Annotated in this window: 18 protein-coding genes and 1 tRNA gene; 11 read left to right on the top strand and 8 right to left on the bottom strand. The window is 60.0% G+C overall.

Annotated features, from left to right (window positions below; translation table 11 throughout):
* The first annotated feature begins 137 nt into the window (after nt 1–137).
* From NWV16_RS09645 to NWV16_RS09615, 7 genes are all read left to right on the top strand, one after another.
* A complete protein-coding gene (locus tag NWV16_RS09645) occupies nt 138–674 on the top strand; it encodes an ATP-dependent zinc protease (RefSeq protein WP_065258027.1) in 537 nt (178 codons plus the stop codon).
* A gap of 5 nt (nt 675–679) precedes the next feature.
* Nucleotides 680–2,215 (top strand): inactive transglutaminase family protein, encoded by a 1,536-nt coding sequence (locus NWV16_RS09640; RefSeq protein ID WP_065258028.1) that lies wholly within the window; start codon nt 680–682, stop codon nt 2,213–2,215.
* Entirely contained in the window at nt 2,215–3,201 is a 987-nt protein-coding gene (locus NWV16_RS09635; protein ID WP_260522836.1) for an alpha-L-glutamate ligase-like protein, read from the top strand. Before NWV16_RS09640 ends, NWV16_RS09635 begins: the two co-directional genes overlap by 1 nt.
* A gap of 124 nt (nt 3,202–3,325) precedes the next feature.
* Complete coding sequence (pabB, locus tag NWV16_RS09630; RefSeq protein ID WP_260522835.1) at nt 3,326–4,669, top strand: aminodeoxychorismate synthase component I; 1,344 nt, start codon at nt 3,326–3,328, stop codon at nt 4,667–4,669.
* Between the two features lie 143 nt (nt 4,670–4,812).
* Entirely contained in the window at nt 4,813–5,547 is a 735-nt protein-coding gene (locus NWV16_RS09625) for a phosphoadenylyl-sulfate reductase (RefSeq protein ID WP_260522834.1), read from the top strand.
* Nucleotides 5,548–6,026: 479 nt separating this feature from the next.
* Nucleotides 6,027–7,565 (top strand): NCS1 family nucleobase:cation symporter-1, encoded by a 1,539-nt coding sequence (locus NWV16_RS09620; RefSeq protein WP_260522833.1) that lies wholly within the window; start codon nt 6,027–6,029, stop codon nt 7,563–7,565.
* A gap of 54 nt (nt 7,566–7,619) precedes the next feature.
* The gene (locus NWV16_RS09615; RefSeq protein WP_260522832.1) at nt 7,620–8,348 is read left to right on the top strand and encodes an aspartate/glutamate racemase family protein; all 729 of its coding nucleotides are present in this window, start codon (nt 7,620–7,622) and stop codon (nt 8,346–8,348) included.
* On the opposite strand, the gene NWV16_RS09610 is transcribed toward NWV16_RS09615, so the two are convergent.
* The gene (locus NWV16_RS09610; protein WP_260522831.1) at nt 8,317–9,261 is read right to left on the bottom strand and encodes a LysR family transcriptional regulator; all 945 of its coding nucleotides are present in this window, start codon (nt 9,259–9,261) and stop codon (nt 8,317–8,319) included. The two genes, NWV16_RS09615 and NWV16_RS09610, sit on opposite strands and share 32 nt — an antisense overlap.
* A gap of 126 nt (nt 9,262–9,387) precedes the next feature.
* On the opposite strand from NWV16_RS09610, the gene NWV16_RS09605 reads away from it, so the two are divergent.
* Complete coding sequence (locus NWV16_RS09605; protein ID WP_260522830.1) at nt 9,388–10,134, top strand: 3-oxoacyl-ACP reductase family protein; 747 nt, start codon at nt 9,388–9,390, stop codon at nt 10,132–10,134.
* Nucleotides 10,135–10,203: 69 nt separating this feature from the next.
* On the opposite strand, the gene NWV16_RS09600 is transcribed toward NWV16_RS09605, so the two are convergent.
* The 7 genes from NWV16_RS09600 to NWV16_RS09570 all read right to left on the bottom strand — a co-directional run bounded on the left by NWV16_RS09600 (nt 10,204) and on the right by NWV16_RS09570 (nt 13,452).
* Nucleotides 10,204–10,899: an HAD-IA family hydrolase gene (locus NWV16_RS09600; protein WP_260522829.1), complete on the bottom strand. Its 696-nt coding sequence runs from the start codon at nt 10,897–10,899 to the stop codon at nt 10,204–10,206.
* Between the two features lie 126 nt (nt 10,900–11,025).
* Nucleotides 11,026–11,193 carry a hypothetical protein gene (locus NWV16_RS09595; protein WP_260522828.1) on the bottom strand — a complete coding sequence of 56 codons (168 nt, stop codon included), beginning with the start codon at nt 11,191–11,193 and terminating at the stop codon, nt 11,026–11,028.
* 117 nt (nt 11,194–11,310) lie between these two features.
* Complete coding sequence (locus tag NWV16_RS09590; protein WP_065258037.1) at nt 11,311–11,727, bottom strand: glycine zipper domain-containing protein; 417 nt, start codon at nt 11,725–11,727, stop codon at nt 11,311–11,313.
* A gap of 137 nt (nt 11,728–11,864) precedes the next feature.
* Nucleotides 11,865–12,233 (bottom strand): bacteriocin, encoded by a 369-nt coding sequence (locus NWV16_RS09585; protein ID WP_065258038.1) that lies wholly within the window; start codon nt 12,231–12,233, stop codon nt 11,865–11,867.
* A gap of 313 nt (nt 12,234–12,546) precedes the next feature.
* The gene (locus NWV16_RS09580; protein WP_085701198.1) at nt 12,547–12,735 is read right to left on the bottom strand and encodes a hypothetical protein; all 189 of its coding nucleotides are present in this window, start codon (nt 12,733–12,735) and stop codon (nt 12,547–12,549) included.
* A 156-nt stretch (nt 12,736–12,891) separates the two neighbouring features.
* Nucleotides 12,892–13,212 (bottom strand): YbjQ family protein, encoded by a 321-nt coding sequence (locus NWV16_RS09575; protein WP_065258040.1) that lies wholly within the window; start codon nt 13,210–13,212, stop codon nt 12,892–12,894.
* Nucleotides 13,213–13,362: 150 nt separating this feature from the next.
* Nucleotides 13,363–13,452, bottom strand: a tRNA-Ser gene (locus NWV16_RS09570).
* A 294-nt stretch (nt 13,453–13,746) separates the two neighbouring features.
* Between NWV16_RS09570 and NWV16_RS09565 the strand changes: the two genes are divergently transcribed.
* The 3 genes from NWV16_RS09565 (at nt 13,747) to NWV16_RS09555 (ending at nt 16,480) form a co-directional block, all read left to right on the top strand.
* Entirely contained in the window at nt 13,747–14,436 is a 690-nt protein-coding gene (locus NWV16_RS09565) for a crotonase/enoyl-CoA hydratase family protein (RefSeq protein WP_085732367.1), read from the top strand.
* A gap of 215 nt (nt 14,437–14,651) precedes the next feature.
* On the top strand, nt 14,652–15,374 hold the full coding sequence (locus NWV16_RS09560) for a 1-acylglycerol-3-phosphate O-acyltransferase (RefSeq protein ID WP_260522827.1): 723 nt from the start codon (nt 14,652–14,654) through the stop codon (nt 15,372–15,374).
* 134 nt (nt 15,375–15,508) lie between these two features.
* The gene (locus NWV16_RS09555) at nt 15,509–16,480 is read left to right on the top strand and encodes a magnesium and cobalt transport protein CorA (protein ID WP_065258043.1); all 972 of its coding nucleotides are present in this window, start codon (nt 15,509–15,511) and stop codon (nt 16,478–16,480) included.
* Nucleotides 16,481–16,509 lie beyond the last annotated feature (29 nt).

Here is a 16,509-nt window from a genome sequence, read left to right as displayed (position 1 = left end):
GCTAGAATGCCGCCGCATTTGCGGGTCACTTGCACGGCTTGTCATAAAAAGCTGATAGGCACACGAAGGCACGCGCAGACAGGATCTCCTGATGCCGTGGCCCTGAACCGAGAACGGAACGCTGCTCGCCAGGATTTATGAGACTCAAGCCCTTCCCTACCTTTTTCTATCTGTTTTGCCTGCCCGGCCTGGCTGTGGCGGGGGAAAAGACTGTGTACGGCCTCAACGAATACGCTGCGCTCGACGGGATCAACCTGGAAGTGGCGGCGAAACTCGACACCGGGGCGAAAACCGCCTCCCTGAGCGCCCGCGACATCAAACGCTTCAAGCGCAATGGCGAGTCCTGGGTGCGCTTCTACCTGGCCATCGACGCGGCGCATTCGCACCCGATCGAACGGCCACTGGCCCGGGTCAGCAAGATCAAGCGCCGCGCCGGCGACTACGACCCGGAAGAAGGCAAGAAGTACACCGCACGCCCGGTGATCGAGCTGGATATCTGCATGGGTTCGGCGATGCGCAGCATCGAAGTGAACCTGACCGACCGCAGTGCGTTCCAATACCCGCTTTTGATCGGCTCCGAGGCGCTGAAACGCTTCGATGCGCTGGTCGATCCCAGTCTTAAATACGCTGCCGGCAAACCTGCCTGCGCCATCGCCGCTCATACCGCCGAGTAATGTCCATGCGTTCTTTAACCTTCCACCTGAAAATCCTGATCGCCATCCTGGTGCTCCTGGGCATTTCGGTCACGGCCTATCAGATTTTCGTGCTCGGCATCCCGGTGACCGAAGACGCCACCGACGACTTGTGGAACATCGACGCCAAGGTCGAGTTCGTCGCCAGCACCAAGGATCCGGTGAAGATCCAGATGTTCGTGCCGCCCCTGAGCCGCGATTACGTCAGCCTCAATGAAAGCTTCATCTCCAACAACTATGGCGTGGCGGTCAACCGTGTCGACGGCAACCGCAAGGTCACCTGGTCGGCACGTCGGGCCAAGGGCAACCAGACTCTGTATTACCGCCTGGTGCTGACCAAGCGCTACACCGCCGAAAAAACCAAGGTCAAAGGCCCGACCTTCCGCGACAGCATGGCCATCGAAGGCCCGGAAAAAATCGCCGCCGAAGCCCTGCTCGCGCCGATCCGCCAGCACTCGGCCGACGTCGAGACCTTCATCGGCGAAGCGATCAAGCGTGTCAACAATACCAACGACGACAACGTGAAACTGCTGCTGGCCGGTGATCCGTCGACGCCGCACAAGGCAAAGATCGTCGAACTGCTGCTGTCCATCGCCCACGTTCCGGTGGAAAAGGTCCACACCATCCGCCTCGTCGCCGATCAGCCGCAGACTCCGGAACTGTGGCTGCGCAGCTTCAACGGCAACGACTGGCTGTACTTCAACCCGGAAACCGGTGAACAAGGTCTGCCGAGCGATCGCCTGCTGTGGTGGACCGGTGATGAAAACCTGATCACCATCGACGGTGCGAAGAAGGCCAACGTGACCTTCAGCCTGAACAACAGCGAAATGAACGCGATCCGTCTGGCCAAGCTGACCGACGAAAACACCGACGCCAATTTCCTCGAGTACTCGCTGTACGGCCTGCCGCTGCAGACTCAGCAGACGTTCATGATCATGGTGATGATCCCGATCGGCGTGCTGGTGATCCTGATCCTGCGCAACCTGGTCGGTCTGCAGACCCTGGGTACGTTCACCCCGGTACTGATCGCCCTGGCCTTCCGCGAGACGCAACTGGGCTTCGGCATTCTGCTGTTTACCGTGATCACGGCGCTGGGGCTTTCGCTGCGCTCGTATCTGGAACACCTGAAGCTGCAAATGCTGCCACGGCTGTCGGTGGTGTTGACCTTCGTGGTGGTGTTGATTGCAGCGATCAGCCTGTTCAGTCACAAGCTCGGTCTGGAACGCGGTCTGTCCGTGGCGCTGTTCCCGATGGTGATCCTGACCATGACCATCGAACGCCTGTCGATCACCTGGGAAGAGCGCGGCGCCAGCCATGCCCTGAAAGTGGCGATCGGCACCTTGTTCGCGGCGTCCCTGGCGCACTTGATCATGACCGTCCCGGAACTGGTGTATTTTGTGTTCACCTTCCCGGCGATTCTGCTGATTCTGGTGGGCTTCATGCTGGCCATGGGTCGCTATCGCGGTTACCGCCTGACCGAACTGGTGCGTTTCAAGGCCTTCCTGAAGAAGGCTGACGCCTGATGTTCGGTTTCTGGAAGACCTGGAAGGCCCTGGAAGCCCGGGGCATCATGGGCATCAATCGGCGCAACGCGGACTACGTGCTCAAGTACAACAAGCGCAGCCTGTACCCGATCGTCGATGACAAGATCATCACCAAGGAACGCGCGATCAAGGCCGGCATCCATGTGCCGGAGCTGTATGGCGTGATTTCCACGGAAAAGGAAATCGACAGGCTCGACGAGATCATCGGCGGGCGCAACGACTTCGTGATCAAGCCGGCCCAGGGCGCCGGCGGTGACGGCATCATCGTCATCGCCGACCGTTTCGAGGGGCGTTATCGCACCGTGTCGGGCAAAATCCTCACGCACGAAGAACTGGAGCACCATATCTCCAGCATCCTCACCGGCCTGTATTCGCTGGGCGGACACCGCGACCGGGCATTGATCGAATACCGGGTGACCCCGGACCAGATCTTCAAGAGCATCAGCTACGAAGGCGTGCCGGACATCCGCATCATCGTACTGATGGGCTACCCGGTGATGGCCATGCTGCGGCTGCCGACCCGGCAGTCCGGCGGCAAGGCCAACCTGCACCAGGGCGCCATCGGCGTCGGTGTCGATCTGGCGACCGGCCTGACGTTGCGCGGCACCTGGCTGAACAACATCATTGCCAAACATCCGGACACCACCAACGCGGTAGACGGGGTGCAACTGCCCTACTGGGACGGTTTCATGAAGCTCGCCGCCGGTTGCTACGAATTGTGCGGGCTGGGCTACATCGGCGTGGACATGGTGCTGGATCAGGAAAAAGGACCGCTGATTCTGGAACTCAATGCGCGGCCCGGGCTGAATATCCAGATTGCCAATGACTGCGGCCTGACCTCGCGCACCCATGCGGTGGAAGCGCACCTGGAGGATCTCAAGATCCGCGGCGTGACTGAAACGGTTGAAGAGCGGGTGGCGTTTGCCCAGGAACTGTTTGGGCATATTCCTGCTGTTGAAGGCTAACGCCCTCGCCACAGGTTGCTCGTCAGCCGCTGTCGATCTACCAATCCCCGACATCCCCTCTAGGAGCAATTCCCCGAGGGGACTACAATCCCCACCCCGCCTCGATGGCCGATCTGCCCCGCCCATGTTGACCTGTTCCGTACACCCTCTGCCCTACTGCGCCAACCCCGCCGAGTATTTCGCGGCAATCCGCCATGCGCCCGGCGCCGTGCTGCTCGACAGCGGCCGGCCCGCTGCCGATCGTGGCCGTTATGACTTGCTCAGCGCCTGGCCGCTGGAACAACTGGCGGTGTTACCCGACGAACGTGGCGACGATTTCCTGCAACGCCTGCGGAACAATCTGGCGCGCCTTGGCGAGGCACAGTTGCCTTCGGAATACGAGCTGCCCTTCGCCGGTGGCCTGATCGGTTACCTGAGTTACGACTTCGGCCGGCATCTGGAAAACCTGCCGAGTCAGGCGCTGGATGATCTGCAACTGCCGGATGCGCGATTCGGTCTGTACGACTGGGCCTTGATCAGCGATCACCAGAACGCCACCAGCCAACTGGTGTTCCACCCGTCGGTCAGTACCAGCGAGAAGCAACGGCTGATCGACCTGTTCAGCCAACCGGTGGCCGCCGAACTGACGCCGTTCAAGCTGAACACGCCGATGACCGCCGATCTTTCGGCCGACGACTACCGTCAGGCAATCGAACGCATTCATCAATACATCCAGGCCGGCGACTGCTATCAGGTCAACTTCGCCCAGCGTTTCCGGGCGCCGTGCCAGGGCGATCCATGGTTGGCTTACTGCGCGTTGCGCGAAGCCTGCCCGACGCCGTTTTCCGGGTTCCAGAACCTGCCTGACGGCAACGCGGTGCTGAGCCTGTCGCCCGAGCGCTTCGTCAAAGTCAGCCGGCGTCAGGTGGAAACCCGCCCGATCAAGGGCACCCGCCCCCGTGGTGCGACGCCGGCACAAGACGCCGCCAACGCCGCCGAACTGCTGGCCAGCCCCAAGGATCGCGCGGAAAACCTGATGATCGTCGATCTGTTGCGCAATGATCTGGGCCGCACTTGCCGTATCGGCTCCGTGCGAGTGCCGGAGCTGTTCAGCCTGGAAAGCTATCCGAATGTGCATCACCTGGTCAGCAGCGTGACCGGTGAGTTGGCGCAGGATCGCGACGCCCTTGACCTGATCGCCGGCAGCTTCCCCGGCGGCTCGATCACCGGAGCCCCGAAGATCCGTGCGATGCAGATCATCGACGAACTGGAGCCGACCCGGCGCGGCCTGTATTGCGGCTCATTGCTGTACCTGGACGTGCGCGGCGAAATGGACAGTTCCATCACCATTCGCAGTCTGCTGGTGAAGGATGGTCAGGTGTGTTGCTGGGGCGGTGGCGGGATCGTCGCCGATTCGGACTGGCAGGCGGAATATCAGGAGTCGATTACCAAGGTGAAGGTTCTGCTGGAAACCCTGCAGGGCCTATAGACCTGATTGTGGCGAGCGGGCCCGAACTCTGGCGGCCCGACCTGGACCGTGCAGCGCAGAGGCCGCCCCGGCGGACGTTGCTTTTTGTTAACATCGCCGCCATATAGAGCGCCCAGCACCACCGACCTGTAGGAAGCCGCCTGATGAGCCCAACGTTCGACGTCGTGGAACTCGCCACGACCTATGCCAACAAATCCGCCCAGGACATCCTCAAACTCGCGTTCGCCGAGTTCGGCGATGACCTGTGGATATCTTTCAGCGGCGCCGAGGACGTGGTGCTGGTGGACATGGCCTGGAAGCTGAACAGGAACGTCAAGGTGTTCAGTCTCGACACCGGTCGTCTGCACCCGGAAACCTACCGCTTCATCGATCAGGTGCGCGAACACTACAAGATCGACATCGAAATCGTCTCGCCGGACTACACGAAACTCGAACCGTTCGTGAAGGAAAAAGGCCTGTTCAGTTTCTACAAGGACGGCCATGGTGAATGCTGCGGCATCCGCAAGATCGAGCCGCTGCGCCGCAAACTGTCCGGCGTCAAAGCCTGGGCCACCGGCCAGCGTCGCGACCAGAGCCCTGGCACCCGCAGCGCGGTGGCGGTGATGGAAATCGACAGCGCGTTCTCCACCCCGGAGCGCACGCTGTACAAGTTCAATCCGCTGGCCCAGATGACCAGTGAGGAAATCTGGGGCTACATCCGCATGCTGGAGCTGCCGTACAACAGCCTGCATGAACGCGGTTTCATCAGCATCGGCTGCGAACCGTGCACCCGCCCGGTGCTGCCGAACCAGCACGAGCGCGAAGGCCGCTGGTGGTGGGAAGAAGCGACCCAGAAAGAATGCGGGTTGCACGCCGGGAATATCATCAGCAAGGGGTAAAGCGCTCGCCGCACAGTTGTCTCTGCCGGACATGAAAAATGTGTACACAAGAATGTCACCATCGGTGCCATTTATGTGTGCACTTTTCGTTTCTGCGCCCTGAAAAGTTACATCACGCTCACCGAGCGAACCCTTCCGACGCCCACCAGAATTCCCTCCGAAAAATAAATACCTGTTCAAGCGGTCAATTTATATCGTCCGCATTTCAGCAACTTAGCGCCATTCAATAACTTTTCGTAATCAACCGCGATTTTCATAGATCGCTGGCTGGCACAGATCTGGCTTAGTGCATACATGTTTTGTATACAAAACTGCAGAACATGAATACACACTTTCGATCCGCAAGCCTGAAGCGCCCTATCCCGTACAGGCTGCAGATGCCCCGTAACCAGTGATGTCCGCTGGCCGCGACGAAGATTTGTCGAGCCTCAAGCTCATGCACAGTCATCGCGGCCCCTGCACATCAGGAGCCTGCCGGAATGCGTACAAGCCTCTCCAACAATATCGCGCTGAATCTGCCCGCCTCTGCCCCCGACCAGCCAATGCTCGGCACTGGCCAGGTCGAGCCGCTCCAATTAAGCCCACGCCTGCACAACAGTGACCTCGCACCGACCAAGGTCGAAGGACGGCGCTGGGGCAAATACAGCATCTTTGCCCTGTGGACCAACGATGTGCACAACATCGCCAACTACTCGTTTGCCATCGGTCTGTATGCCCTGGGCCTGGGTGGCTGGCAGATTCTGCTGTCGCTGGGGATCGGCGCCGCGCTGGTGTATTTCTTCATGAACCTGTCGGGCTACATGGGGCAGAAAACCGGAGTGCCGTTTCCGGTCATCAGCCGCATCAGTTTCGGCATTCACGGGGCGCAGATTCCCGCGCTGATCCGGGCGGTCATCGCCATTGCCTGGTTCGGGATTCAAACGTATCTGGCGTCGGTGGTCTTTCGTGTATTGCTCACGGCGATCCATCCCGGCTTCGCCGACTACGACCACGACTCGATCCTCGGCATGTCGAGCCTGGGCTGGGTATGCTTCGTGGCGATCTGGTTCGTGCAACTGGGAATTCTGGCCTACGGCATGGAAATGGTCCGCCGCTACGAAGCCTTCGCCGGGCCGGTGATTCTGCTGACCGTCGCCTGCCTTGCCGCGTGGATGTACACCCAGGCCAACGCGACCATTGCCTGGTCGATCCGCGAACCGCTGACCGGCGGCGAGATGTGGCGCAATATCTTTGCCGGCGGCGCACTCTGGCTGGCGATCTACGGCACGCTGATCCTCAACTTCTGCGACTTCGCCCGCTCCTCGCCGTGCCGCAAAACCATCAAGGTCGGAAACTTCTGGGGCCTGCCGGTAAATATTCTGGTGTTCGCTGCAATCACCGTTCTGCTGTGCGGGGCGCAATTTCAGATCAATGGCCGGATCATCGAAAGCCCGACCGAGATCATCGCCTCGATCCCCAACACGTTCTTTCTGGTGCTCGGTTGCCTGGCGTTCCTGATCGTCACCGTGGCGGTGAACATCATGGCCAATTTCGTCGCCCCGGCTTTCGTGCTCAGCAACCTGGCGCCGAAGTACCTGACCTTCCGCCGCGCCGGGCTGATCAGCGCCACGATTGCCGTGCTGATCCTGCCGTGGAACCTCTACAACAGCCCGTTGGTGATCGTGTATTTCCTGTCGGGCCTCGGCGCTCTGCTCGGCCCGTTGTACGGCGTGATCATGGTCGACTACTGGCTGATCCGCAAAGGCCGGATCAACGTGCCGCAGTTGTACAGCGAAGACCCGAACGGCGCGTATTACTACAGCCGCGGGGTCAATCTGCGGGCAGTGGCTGCGTTCATTCCAGCCGCGCTGATCGCCATCGTCCTGGCGCTGGTGCCGGGCTTCCACAGCGTTTCGCCCTTCTCCTGGCTGATCGGTGCCGGGATCGCCGGGATGCTTTACCTGATCGTCGCCAAACGCCAGCCGCACTACGCCGACGTGGACGGAGAAACCATCGCCGTCGACAACGTCAGCCACTGAATCTTTTGGCGGCCCTTTGCCGGGCCGCAGAACCAACCGCAATAAGGACTTCTCATGCGTATTCTCGTGGTCAACGTCAACACCACCGAATCCATCACCCAGGCCATTGCTCGTTCGGCGCAGGCCGTCGCGTCCCCCGGCACCGAGATTGTCGGCCTGACGCCGCATTTCGGGGCGGACTCCGTCGAGGGCAATTTCGAAAGCTATCTGGCAGCCATCGCCGTCATGGACCGGGTGATGGCCTACGACCAGCCGTTCGACGCGGTGATCCAGGCCGGCTACGGCGAGCACGGTCGCGAAGGCTTGCAGGAATTGCTCAACGTGCCGGTGGTGGACATCACCGATGCGGCAGCGAGTACCGCGATGTTTCTGGGCCACGCCTATTCGGTGGTCACTACACTGGATCGCACCGTGCCGTTGATCGAGGATCGACTGAAACTCTCGGGCCTGTGGGATCGCTGTGCCTCGGTGCGGGCCAGCGGCCTCGCGGTGCTTGAGCTGGAACATGAACCGCAACGGGCGCTGGAAGCCATCGTGCATCAGGCCGAACTGGCGGTGACACAGGATAAGGCCGAAGTGATTTGCCTGGGTTGCGGCGGCATGGCCGGGCTCGATGAGAAAATCCGTCAGCGCACCGGAGTGCCGGTGATCGATGGCGTCACCGCTGCCGTGACCATCGCCGAATCGCTGGTGCGTTTGGGGCTGTCGACCTCCAAGGTGCGGACGTATGCGACGCCGCGTCCGAAAACCATCATCGGCTGGCCAGCGCGTTTTGCGCGTTGAATCGCTCTGCCAGGCCCCGGGCTGAAAACTGCTCGATGACGAAGTCGACGAACGCCCGGGTCTTGCCCGGCAGCAGTTTGTGTTCGGCGTAATAAATGGAAATGTTACCGTCGTCGACGTACCAGTCGGGCAGCACTCGCTGCAAGGTCCCCGCTTCCAGATAGCCCACGGCGAAGGGCATGCTCACCAGTGCAATCCCCAGCCCTTGCGCCGCCGTGGCGCAGGCGGCCTGGGAATCGCTCAGGGTCATGCGTGCCTGGAGCGTCAACGGGCGACAATTCTGCGGATTACCACCGGTCAGTTGCCAGGAGCGCACACGTCCGGTTTGCGGCGAGCGGATCAGAATACCGTCGTGGTGCCTGAGATCATCCGGCTCGCTGATCACTGGATGGTTGCGCAGATAGTCCGCCGATGCCACGAGGACTCGGTGCGCCGGACTCAGCCGGCGGGCGACCACGCCCTGAGGCAATTCGAATCCCCCGCCGATCGCCGCATCGAAGCCCTGCCCGATCAGATCGACCTGCCGGTTATCGAAATGCCAGTCCGGACTGATCGCCGGGTATCGCCGCAGGAACTCACCCAGCATCGGCACGACATACAGACAGCCGAAAGCCGTACCCATGCTGACTTTCAGCGACCCCGCCGGAAGCCCCTGAACGCTGGCCAGGTTGGCGACGGCATTCTGAATGGTCGTCAAGCTGCCACTGATCTGACTCAAAAACAGTTGACCGGCTTCGGTCAGCGTCAGACTCCGTGTACTACGCTGGAACAGCCGTACACCCAGCCGCGCCTCGAGCTTCGCCACACTCTTGCCGACTGCCGCCGGGGTCAGGCTCAAGCGTCGGGCGGCCTCGGCAAAGCTGCCGACTTCGGCGCTACGCACAAAGCATTCGATACTGCTGAAGGTTTCCATGAGCCTCACTATAAACTTCTGGTTTACACAGACTATAGCAATCATGGTCTACACGGTTGTCGATGCAAGGCCGATACTCGGCTCCAACCACAAGGCATCCCGCCTTGAAACTTCTGGAGATCGAACATGACCACTCAACACCTCAGCGGTAAAGTCGCTCTGATTCAAGGCGGCTCTCGCGGCATCGGTGCCGCCATCGTCAAACGCCTGGCCGCTGAAGGCGCCGCGGTTGCCTTTACTTACGTCAGCTCCGCCGCCAAGGCTGAAGAACTGCAGAACAGCATCACCGCTACCGGCGGCAAAGCCCTGGCGATCAAGGCCGACAGCGCCGATGCCGGCGCCATCCGCAACGCCGTGAACGCGACCGTCGAAACCTTTGGCCGCCTCGACATTCTGGTCAACAACGCCGGTGTGCTGGCTGTCGCTCCGCTGGAAGACTTCAAACTGGAAGACTTCGATCAGACCCTGGCGATCAATGTGCGCAGCGTGTTCATCGCCAGCCAGGAAGCCGCCAGACACATGGGCGAAGGCTCGCGCATCATCAATATCGGCAGCACCAACGCTGACCGCATGCCTTTCGCCGGTGGCGGTGTGTATGCGATGAGCAAGTCCGCGCTGGTCGGTCTGACCAAAGGCCTGGCCCGGGATCTCGGACCAAGAGGCATCACCGTCAACAACGTGCAGCCCGGTCCGGTGGATACCGACATGAACCCGGCCCATGGCGACTTTGCCGAAAGCCTGATTCCGCTGATGGCGGTCGGTCGCTACGGTACAGCCGATGAAATCGCCAGCTTCGTCGCCTACCTGGCCGGCCCGGAAGCCGGTTACATCACCGGTGCCAGCCTGACCATCGACGGTGGTTTCGGCGCCTGATTGTTTCGAGTGATCGAAAAACGCCGCCCCTCTTTCAATGGAGGGGCGGCGTTTTTATCTGCGGTCCCGTCAGGCCCAGTCAAGCGCCGGCAAACCACAGGTACTCGGCGTGAACGCTTTCAACGTACGAAGTATTCCGTCGGCATGTGCGTATTTTTCATCGGCCATGGCCGCATCCGGAATCGCGATGGCGGTCATGCCCGCCGCTTTTGCTGCCGTCACGCCAAACGGCGAATCCTCGAACACCAGACAATCTTCCGGCGCCACACCCAAGCGGCGAGCCGCCGTGAGGAAAATGTCCGGTGCCGGTTTGGCGGCACCGACTTCCGGATCGTCGGCGGTGACGATGAAGTCGAACAATGCAAACCAGTCGCGGTGCAACGTGGTTTTCTGGCCGAACGACTGGCGCGATGAACTGGTACCCACCGCTATCGGAATGTTGTGTGCCTTGAGGTGACGAATCAGTTCCTCGGCCCCCGGCATCGCTTGCGCGGTGGGAAAGCGCTCGCGCATCAGCGGCTCGCGGATCACCAGAAACTCTTCGGCGGTGATTGGCAGATCCAGCGCCTCGACCACATAGCGCGCCAGATCGCCAGCCCCGCGCCCGATGATGTTCTGCTTGATGCTCCAGTCAAAAGTGCGCCCGTAACGCTCGGCAATCAGCGAGGTGACCTCGGTGTAAATGCCCTCGGTGTCCAGCAGCAAACCGTCCATATCGAAAATCACGGCCTTGATCGGGCCGAACGCCTTCAGTGGTGCATTCATCATCGGATCCGTTATCAAAGACATCCCGGGCGGCATCGGCTGCCGCTGCTCGGATCTGATTAAAGGGTTCAGCAGCATAACGAGCGTGGTCGAGGTTGAGCAACAGCTCAAGGGAGCGAAAGCGCGTCACTCATCATCATCGAAATCCTCATACTCCAGCTTTTCCCCCTCCCCCTCCCAAAGCGGAACCGTCGCATCATCCATCAACGACCCCGGATCCTCATTCCCCGGATCATTGATAAACGGCAGCCCGCTCGGGCCTTTTTCTTCCTTGCCTGCGGTTTCGGGAGTCATGGCGCACCTCGGGAGCTCAGCGTGTAGACGTTCGAAAAGTATGGTCGCCAAACGTTCCAGCGCATTGCATGCGAACACAAAAAACCCGGCACAAGGCCGGGTTTCAGATCCGCTCGGTCAGCGGTGACGATATTTGTGTTTGTGCTTGTGGCCGCCACCGGAATGCGATCGTCCACCATCGTCACCCAGGCTGTTGCCAATGGCACCACCCGCCGCACCACCGAGTCCCGCTCCGACAGCCGAGCCGGTAGATCCACCGACGCTGTTGCCGAGCACCGAACCGCCGGCCGCTCCGAGGCCACCGCCAATGGCCGCTTCCGTACGATTGCGTTTGTTTGCCCCGACGGCGCTGCCGGCCGCGCCGCCGACACCGGCCCCGACGGCCGCGCCGGTGCTGCCGCCGAGTTGTCCGCCGACAACGTTACCCAGCACACCACCCAAACCACCGCCGACCGCCGCGGAACCATCGCCGGCAGCCATGGCGCCCTGGGCCACGAGCAATCCTAAAACCAACGCAGTTAATGTCGATCGCATACAGACCTCACAGGTCCCGGATCGGGACGGTACGCCCGGAGAATGGGCTATACGCAATTGGAGGCGAATTCCGGAAAAACGTTCAGCAACGAAAAGGCCCGGCATATAGCCGGGCCTTTTCAGACACGCATTCGCAATCAGTGACGCTTGTGGCCCTTGGACAGGTTGCTGCCCACTGCACCACCCGCTGCGCCACCCAGGCCAGCACCGATGGTCGCGCCATTCTTGCCACCCAGGCTGTTGCCGATGATCGAACCACCTGCCGCGCCGACACCACCGCCAATGGCCGCTTTGGTACGGGCACCTTTCTTCGCTGCCAAGGCACCGCCGGCCGCGCCTGCTACGCCGGCCCCAATCGCTGCACCGGTGCTGCCGCCCATTTTCTGGCCAACCACGTTACCGAGCGCGCCACCCAGACCGCCACCCAGCGCGGCGGTACCGTCGCCCGCCATTGCACCTTGAGCAACCAGAAGCCCCAGAACCAGAGCAGGCAGAGTTAAACGCATGACGAAAACCTCAACAAAAGGAAGAAAAAAGGGCGCAGATTGAATGCTGTTGCAGCGGCAATGTCCAGCACTGCCGCGCACTTGGCGCCGATTGGACAGCGATTATCAAAAAGGTTTTATGTCAGGCAAAAAAAAGCCCGCTGGGGAGACGGGCTGGAGACTTGCTTTCTAACGGATGGCTTCACCCTACGTAGATGGGTGTGAAAAGTTTGTGAAAGAAACCAGACGAGTTCGCAATTTTTGTAGGACAGATCTCTCGACAATCATTTAACAAAAACCCCCGCTCAATGGCGGGGGCTGTGTGGCATCCGGATTACTTCCTGGAACGCGTCGTCACCTTGGGCAAAAACTTTGCCTTGGGCCCCTTGGGCGCCGTGGACTTGATCTTGCCGGTCTGCACCGGATCCTCGCCAAAACCCGCCTGATACTCGGTCTGGCCGCAGCGCACGCAATTGTTGAATGGAAATTCAGCCCCGTCGTCTTCGATGTACGGATCAGTCATTTCTTCGCCCCTTTCAAAAGCGGGCCGATACCGGCAAGACCCTTTTGCCTGAAAAAATATCGACCTCCAAGGCTTTTGAGACTAGCCGGTCATTCCTGGACTTGTGATTCAGATCGCCTGAACCCCGACGAATGGCCTGTCATCCGCAAATCCGGCTCAGCGCAACTTGACCGCCGTACCGGTCGCAAACACCACAACCATCCCGCCCTTCCCCGCCGGCATGCTGATCTCGAAATCCACACCGACCACCGCATCGGCCTGCAAGGACCGTGCACGTTCCTTGATCTCGTCAGTCGCCTGAACACGCGCCTCCTTCAACGCGCGCTCCAGCGTCTGTGAACGCCCACCAAAAAAGTCGCGCATCCCGGCGAACATATCGCGAATCACATTCACGCCCTGCACCGATTCGGCGCTGACAATGTCCAGATACGCCGTGATCTGCCGGCCTTCGATGGAGTGGGTGGTGGAAATGATCATGGAAGTCGTCCTTTTACATACAGATAAAACCGCGATTGTACCGCCCCGGCAAAATGACACCGAACCCGGCTGAGCAACCAAAAATCCGGACCCGGAATGCACAAAACCCCTGGTTTCTTTCGAAACCAGGGGTTTTGTTTACATCGAATCTGGCGGTGAAGGAGAGATTCGAACTCTCGATACAGTTTCCTGTATACACACTTTCCAGGCGTGCTCCTTAAGCCACTCGGACACTTCACCGTATCTCTTCAAACATGTTCTGTCTGTCGAGGCGCGCTAATGTAGTCGAAAGCTTTTCCGATGGCAAACTTTTTTTCAGAATTTTCATGCGGTTAAGGCATTTAGCCGTTCTGCGCATTTCGGATCATGGCAAACCGGCCATTCTCCGGTCGGCGAAACCCTCCCATGAAGCGGCGAACCCGCAGCAGCCTGTACAGCAGGCGGCAATCGGTGACCGGCAAGTCAGTCACAGTGCTTTACCTGACCGGCGACGCTGGGTAACGTCTGCCCATCTTTCTTATAAGGAATTACGCCATGAGCGACCTGATTGCCTACCACCTCGAAGACGGTATCGCGACTCTGACCCTGAGCAACGGCAAGGTCAACGCCATTTCCCCGGACGTGATCGCGGCCTTCAACGCGGCGCTGGATCAGGCGGTGGCGGATCGTGCAATCGTGATCATTACCGGCCAGCCGGGCATTCTCTCGGGCGGCTACGATTTGAAAGTGATGACCGCCGGCCCTAAAGAAGCCGTGTCGCTGGTAACCGCCGGTTCGACCCTCGCCCGTCGCCTGCTGTCGCACCCGTTCCCGGTGATCGTGGCCTGCCCGGGTCATGCCGTGGCCAAAGGTGCGTTCATTCTGTTGTCCGCCGATTACCGCATCGGTGTCGACGGCCCGTTCAGTATTGGTCTGAACGAGGTGCAGATCGGCATGACCATGCACCACGCCGGTATCGAACTGGCCCGTGATCGGCTGCGCCGTTCGGCGTTCCATCGCTCGGTGATCAACGGGGAAATGTTCGATCCGCAAAGCGCTGTGGATGCCGGTTTCCTCGACAAGGTGGTTTCTGCCGAAGAACTGCAAGGTGCCGCCCTCGCCGCAGCGCGTCAGTTGAAGAAGATCAACATGACCGCGCACAAGAACACCAAGCTCAAGGTTCGCAAGGCCCTGCTGGAAACCCTGGATAACGCCATCATTCAGGATCAGGAACACTTGGGCTGAATCCTCTTCAGCTCGATGCAGAAAAGCCCGACCGTCGCGTCGGGCTTTTTCTTACGCGCAACGTTTAAATTTCTTCAGCAGCTCTAGGACGGCTCTGACCGACAAGTCGGAAACATGTGCTTAAACATCGCCCATCTCCTGACTCTATAGCGGCAATTGCCGAAAACAGTGCACATCCGTACACTGCGCCACCTTTTGTCCCGGTGGGCCTGAAAATGCTGTTCATGTTTCGTATGTTGTTGATGGGCCTGCACTTTATTCTTGCGGGCGTGCTAGGGCTGATCCTCGGACTGTGCCGCCCCTTCAATCCGGATAACAGTCGCCTGTGCGCCCGCCTCTATGCACTGCCGGCCATGTGCATTTTGCGTCTGCGGGTGAAGGCCGATGTCGGATCGTTGATGAACAAGCCCGCCAGTTGCGTGATCATCGCCAATCACCAGTCCAACTATGACCTGTTCGTGTTCGGCAACGTCGTGCCGCATCGAACCGTGTGCATCGGCAAAAAAAGCCTGAAATGGGTACCGTTGTTCGGGCAGTTGTTCTGGCTCTCGGGGAATGTGTTGATCGATCGCGGGAATGCGCACAAGGCCCGCCGGTCGATGCTGACAACCACCGACACCTTGCAGCACAAGGACACCTCGATCTGGGTGTTTCCGGAGGGCACGCGCAACTTGGGCGAAGAACTGCTGCCATTCAAGAAAGGTGCGTTTCAAATGGCCATCGCCGCCGGCGTGCCTATCGTTCCGGTTTGTGTCAGCAGCTACATAAAGCACATGCGTCTGAACCGCTGGCGCAGCGGGAAAATTCTCATACGCTCGCTGCCGGCGATTCCCACCGCCGGCCTGACCATGGACGACATGCCCATGCTCATCGCTCGATGCCGCGAACAGATGCGCGAGTGCATCGATGACATGGATCGACAGCTTCAAGCCGCGTGAAAAGGAAACCCGCCCTGTGCGGGTTTTCTTTTGCCCGGTGAACTGTGCAGATTTCACTGACTCTCAAGCAGCGACACGGCTAAGCTGAAGCCATGTCTCCCCTGCCATCTGCCAAGAAGAAGTGAACCACCACCATGGGTCGAGTTGTTGCTGCTGCGGTTTACAGCGCCGGTAAGAAAGTCACCAATATTTCCCTCGATGAAGGCGCCGCATGGGCCGCCAAGACCGGGCACTTTGTCTGGATCGGCCTCGAAGAACCGAACGCCCAGGAACTGGCCAACCTGCAACGCCAGTTCAACCTGCACGAACTGGCCATCGAAGACGCCCTGGAAAAACACAGCCGCCCGAAGCTGGAAACCTTCGGCGACGCCCTGTTCATCGTCACTTACTCACCCGTGCGCGAACACGGCATCCTGCAGTTCATTGAAACCCATATCTTCGCCGGCAAGGGCTACATCATCACTGCGCGCAACGGGCATTCCGCGTCCTACGCCCATGTCCGCCAACGCTGTGAGGCGCGACCGCTGTTGCTGGAACACGGGGAAGATTTCGTACTGTATGCCCTGCTGGATTTCGTGATTGAAAACTATCAGCCGGTGGGTGAAGCGATCCACGCCGAGATCGATGAACTGGAACGCAACGTGCTGTGCAGCGCACTGAATGAGCACGACATCCAGAAGCTCCACGGTCTGCGCCGCGACGTTCTGCGCCTGCGTCGATACGCAGCGCCGATGGTGGAAATCGGCGAAGAATTGCAGAAGCTGAGCTTCCCTTTCATCGACAAGAACATGCGTCCGTACTTCCGCGACGTGCAGATCCATGTCACACGGCAGATGGAAGACCTGACCACCCTGGCCGAGATTGCGAGTCAGACCATCGAGATCGGTGTGTTGCTGGAGGCGTCACGACAGAGTGTGGTGCAGCGCAAGTTCGCGGCATGGGCGGCGATTCTGGCGTTCCCGACAGCGATCGCCGGGATCTACGGCATGAACTTCCAGAACATGCCGGAGCTGAGCTGGCATTACGGCTATTTCGCCGTGCTGGGTTTTATCACGGCGGGCTGCGTGGGGCTGTGGGCCAGTTTCAAGAAGTCGGGCTGGCTGTAGGGCAAAAAGCGCCCCCGCAGACGACACGA

Origin of the sequence: Pseudomonas sp. BW7P1 (genome assembly GCF_024981055.1) — a bacterium.
Classification (GTDB): domain Bacteria; phylum Pseudomonadota; class Gammaproteobacteria; order Pseudomonadales; family Pseudomonadaceae; genus Aquipseudomonas; species Aquipseudomonas bananamidigenes.
This window is presented reverse-complemented; position numbering and strand designations above follow the sequence as displayed.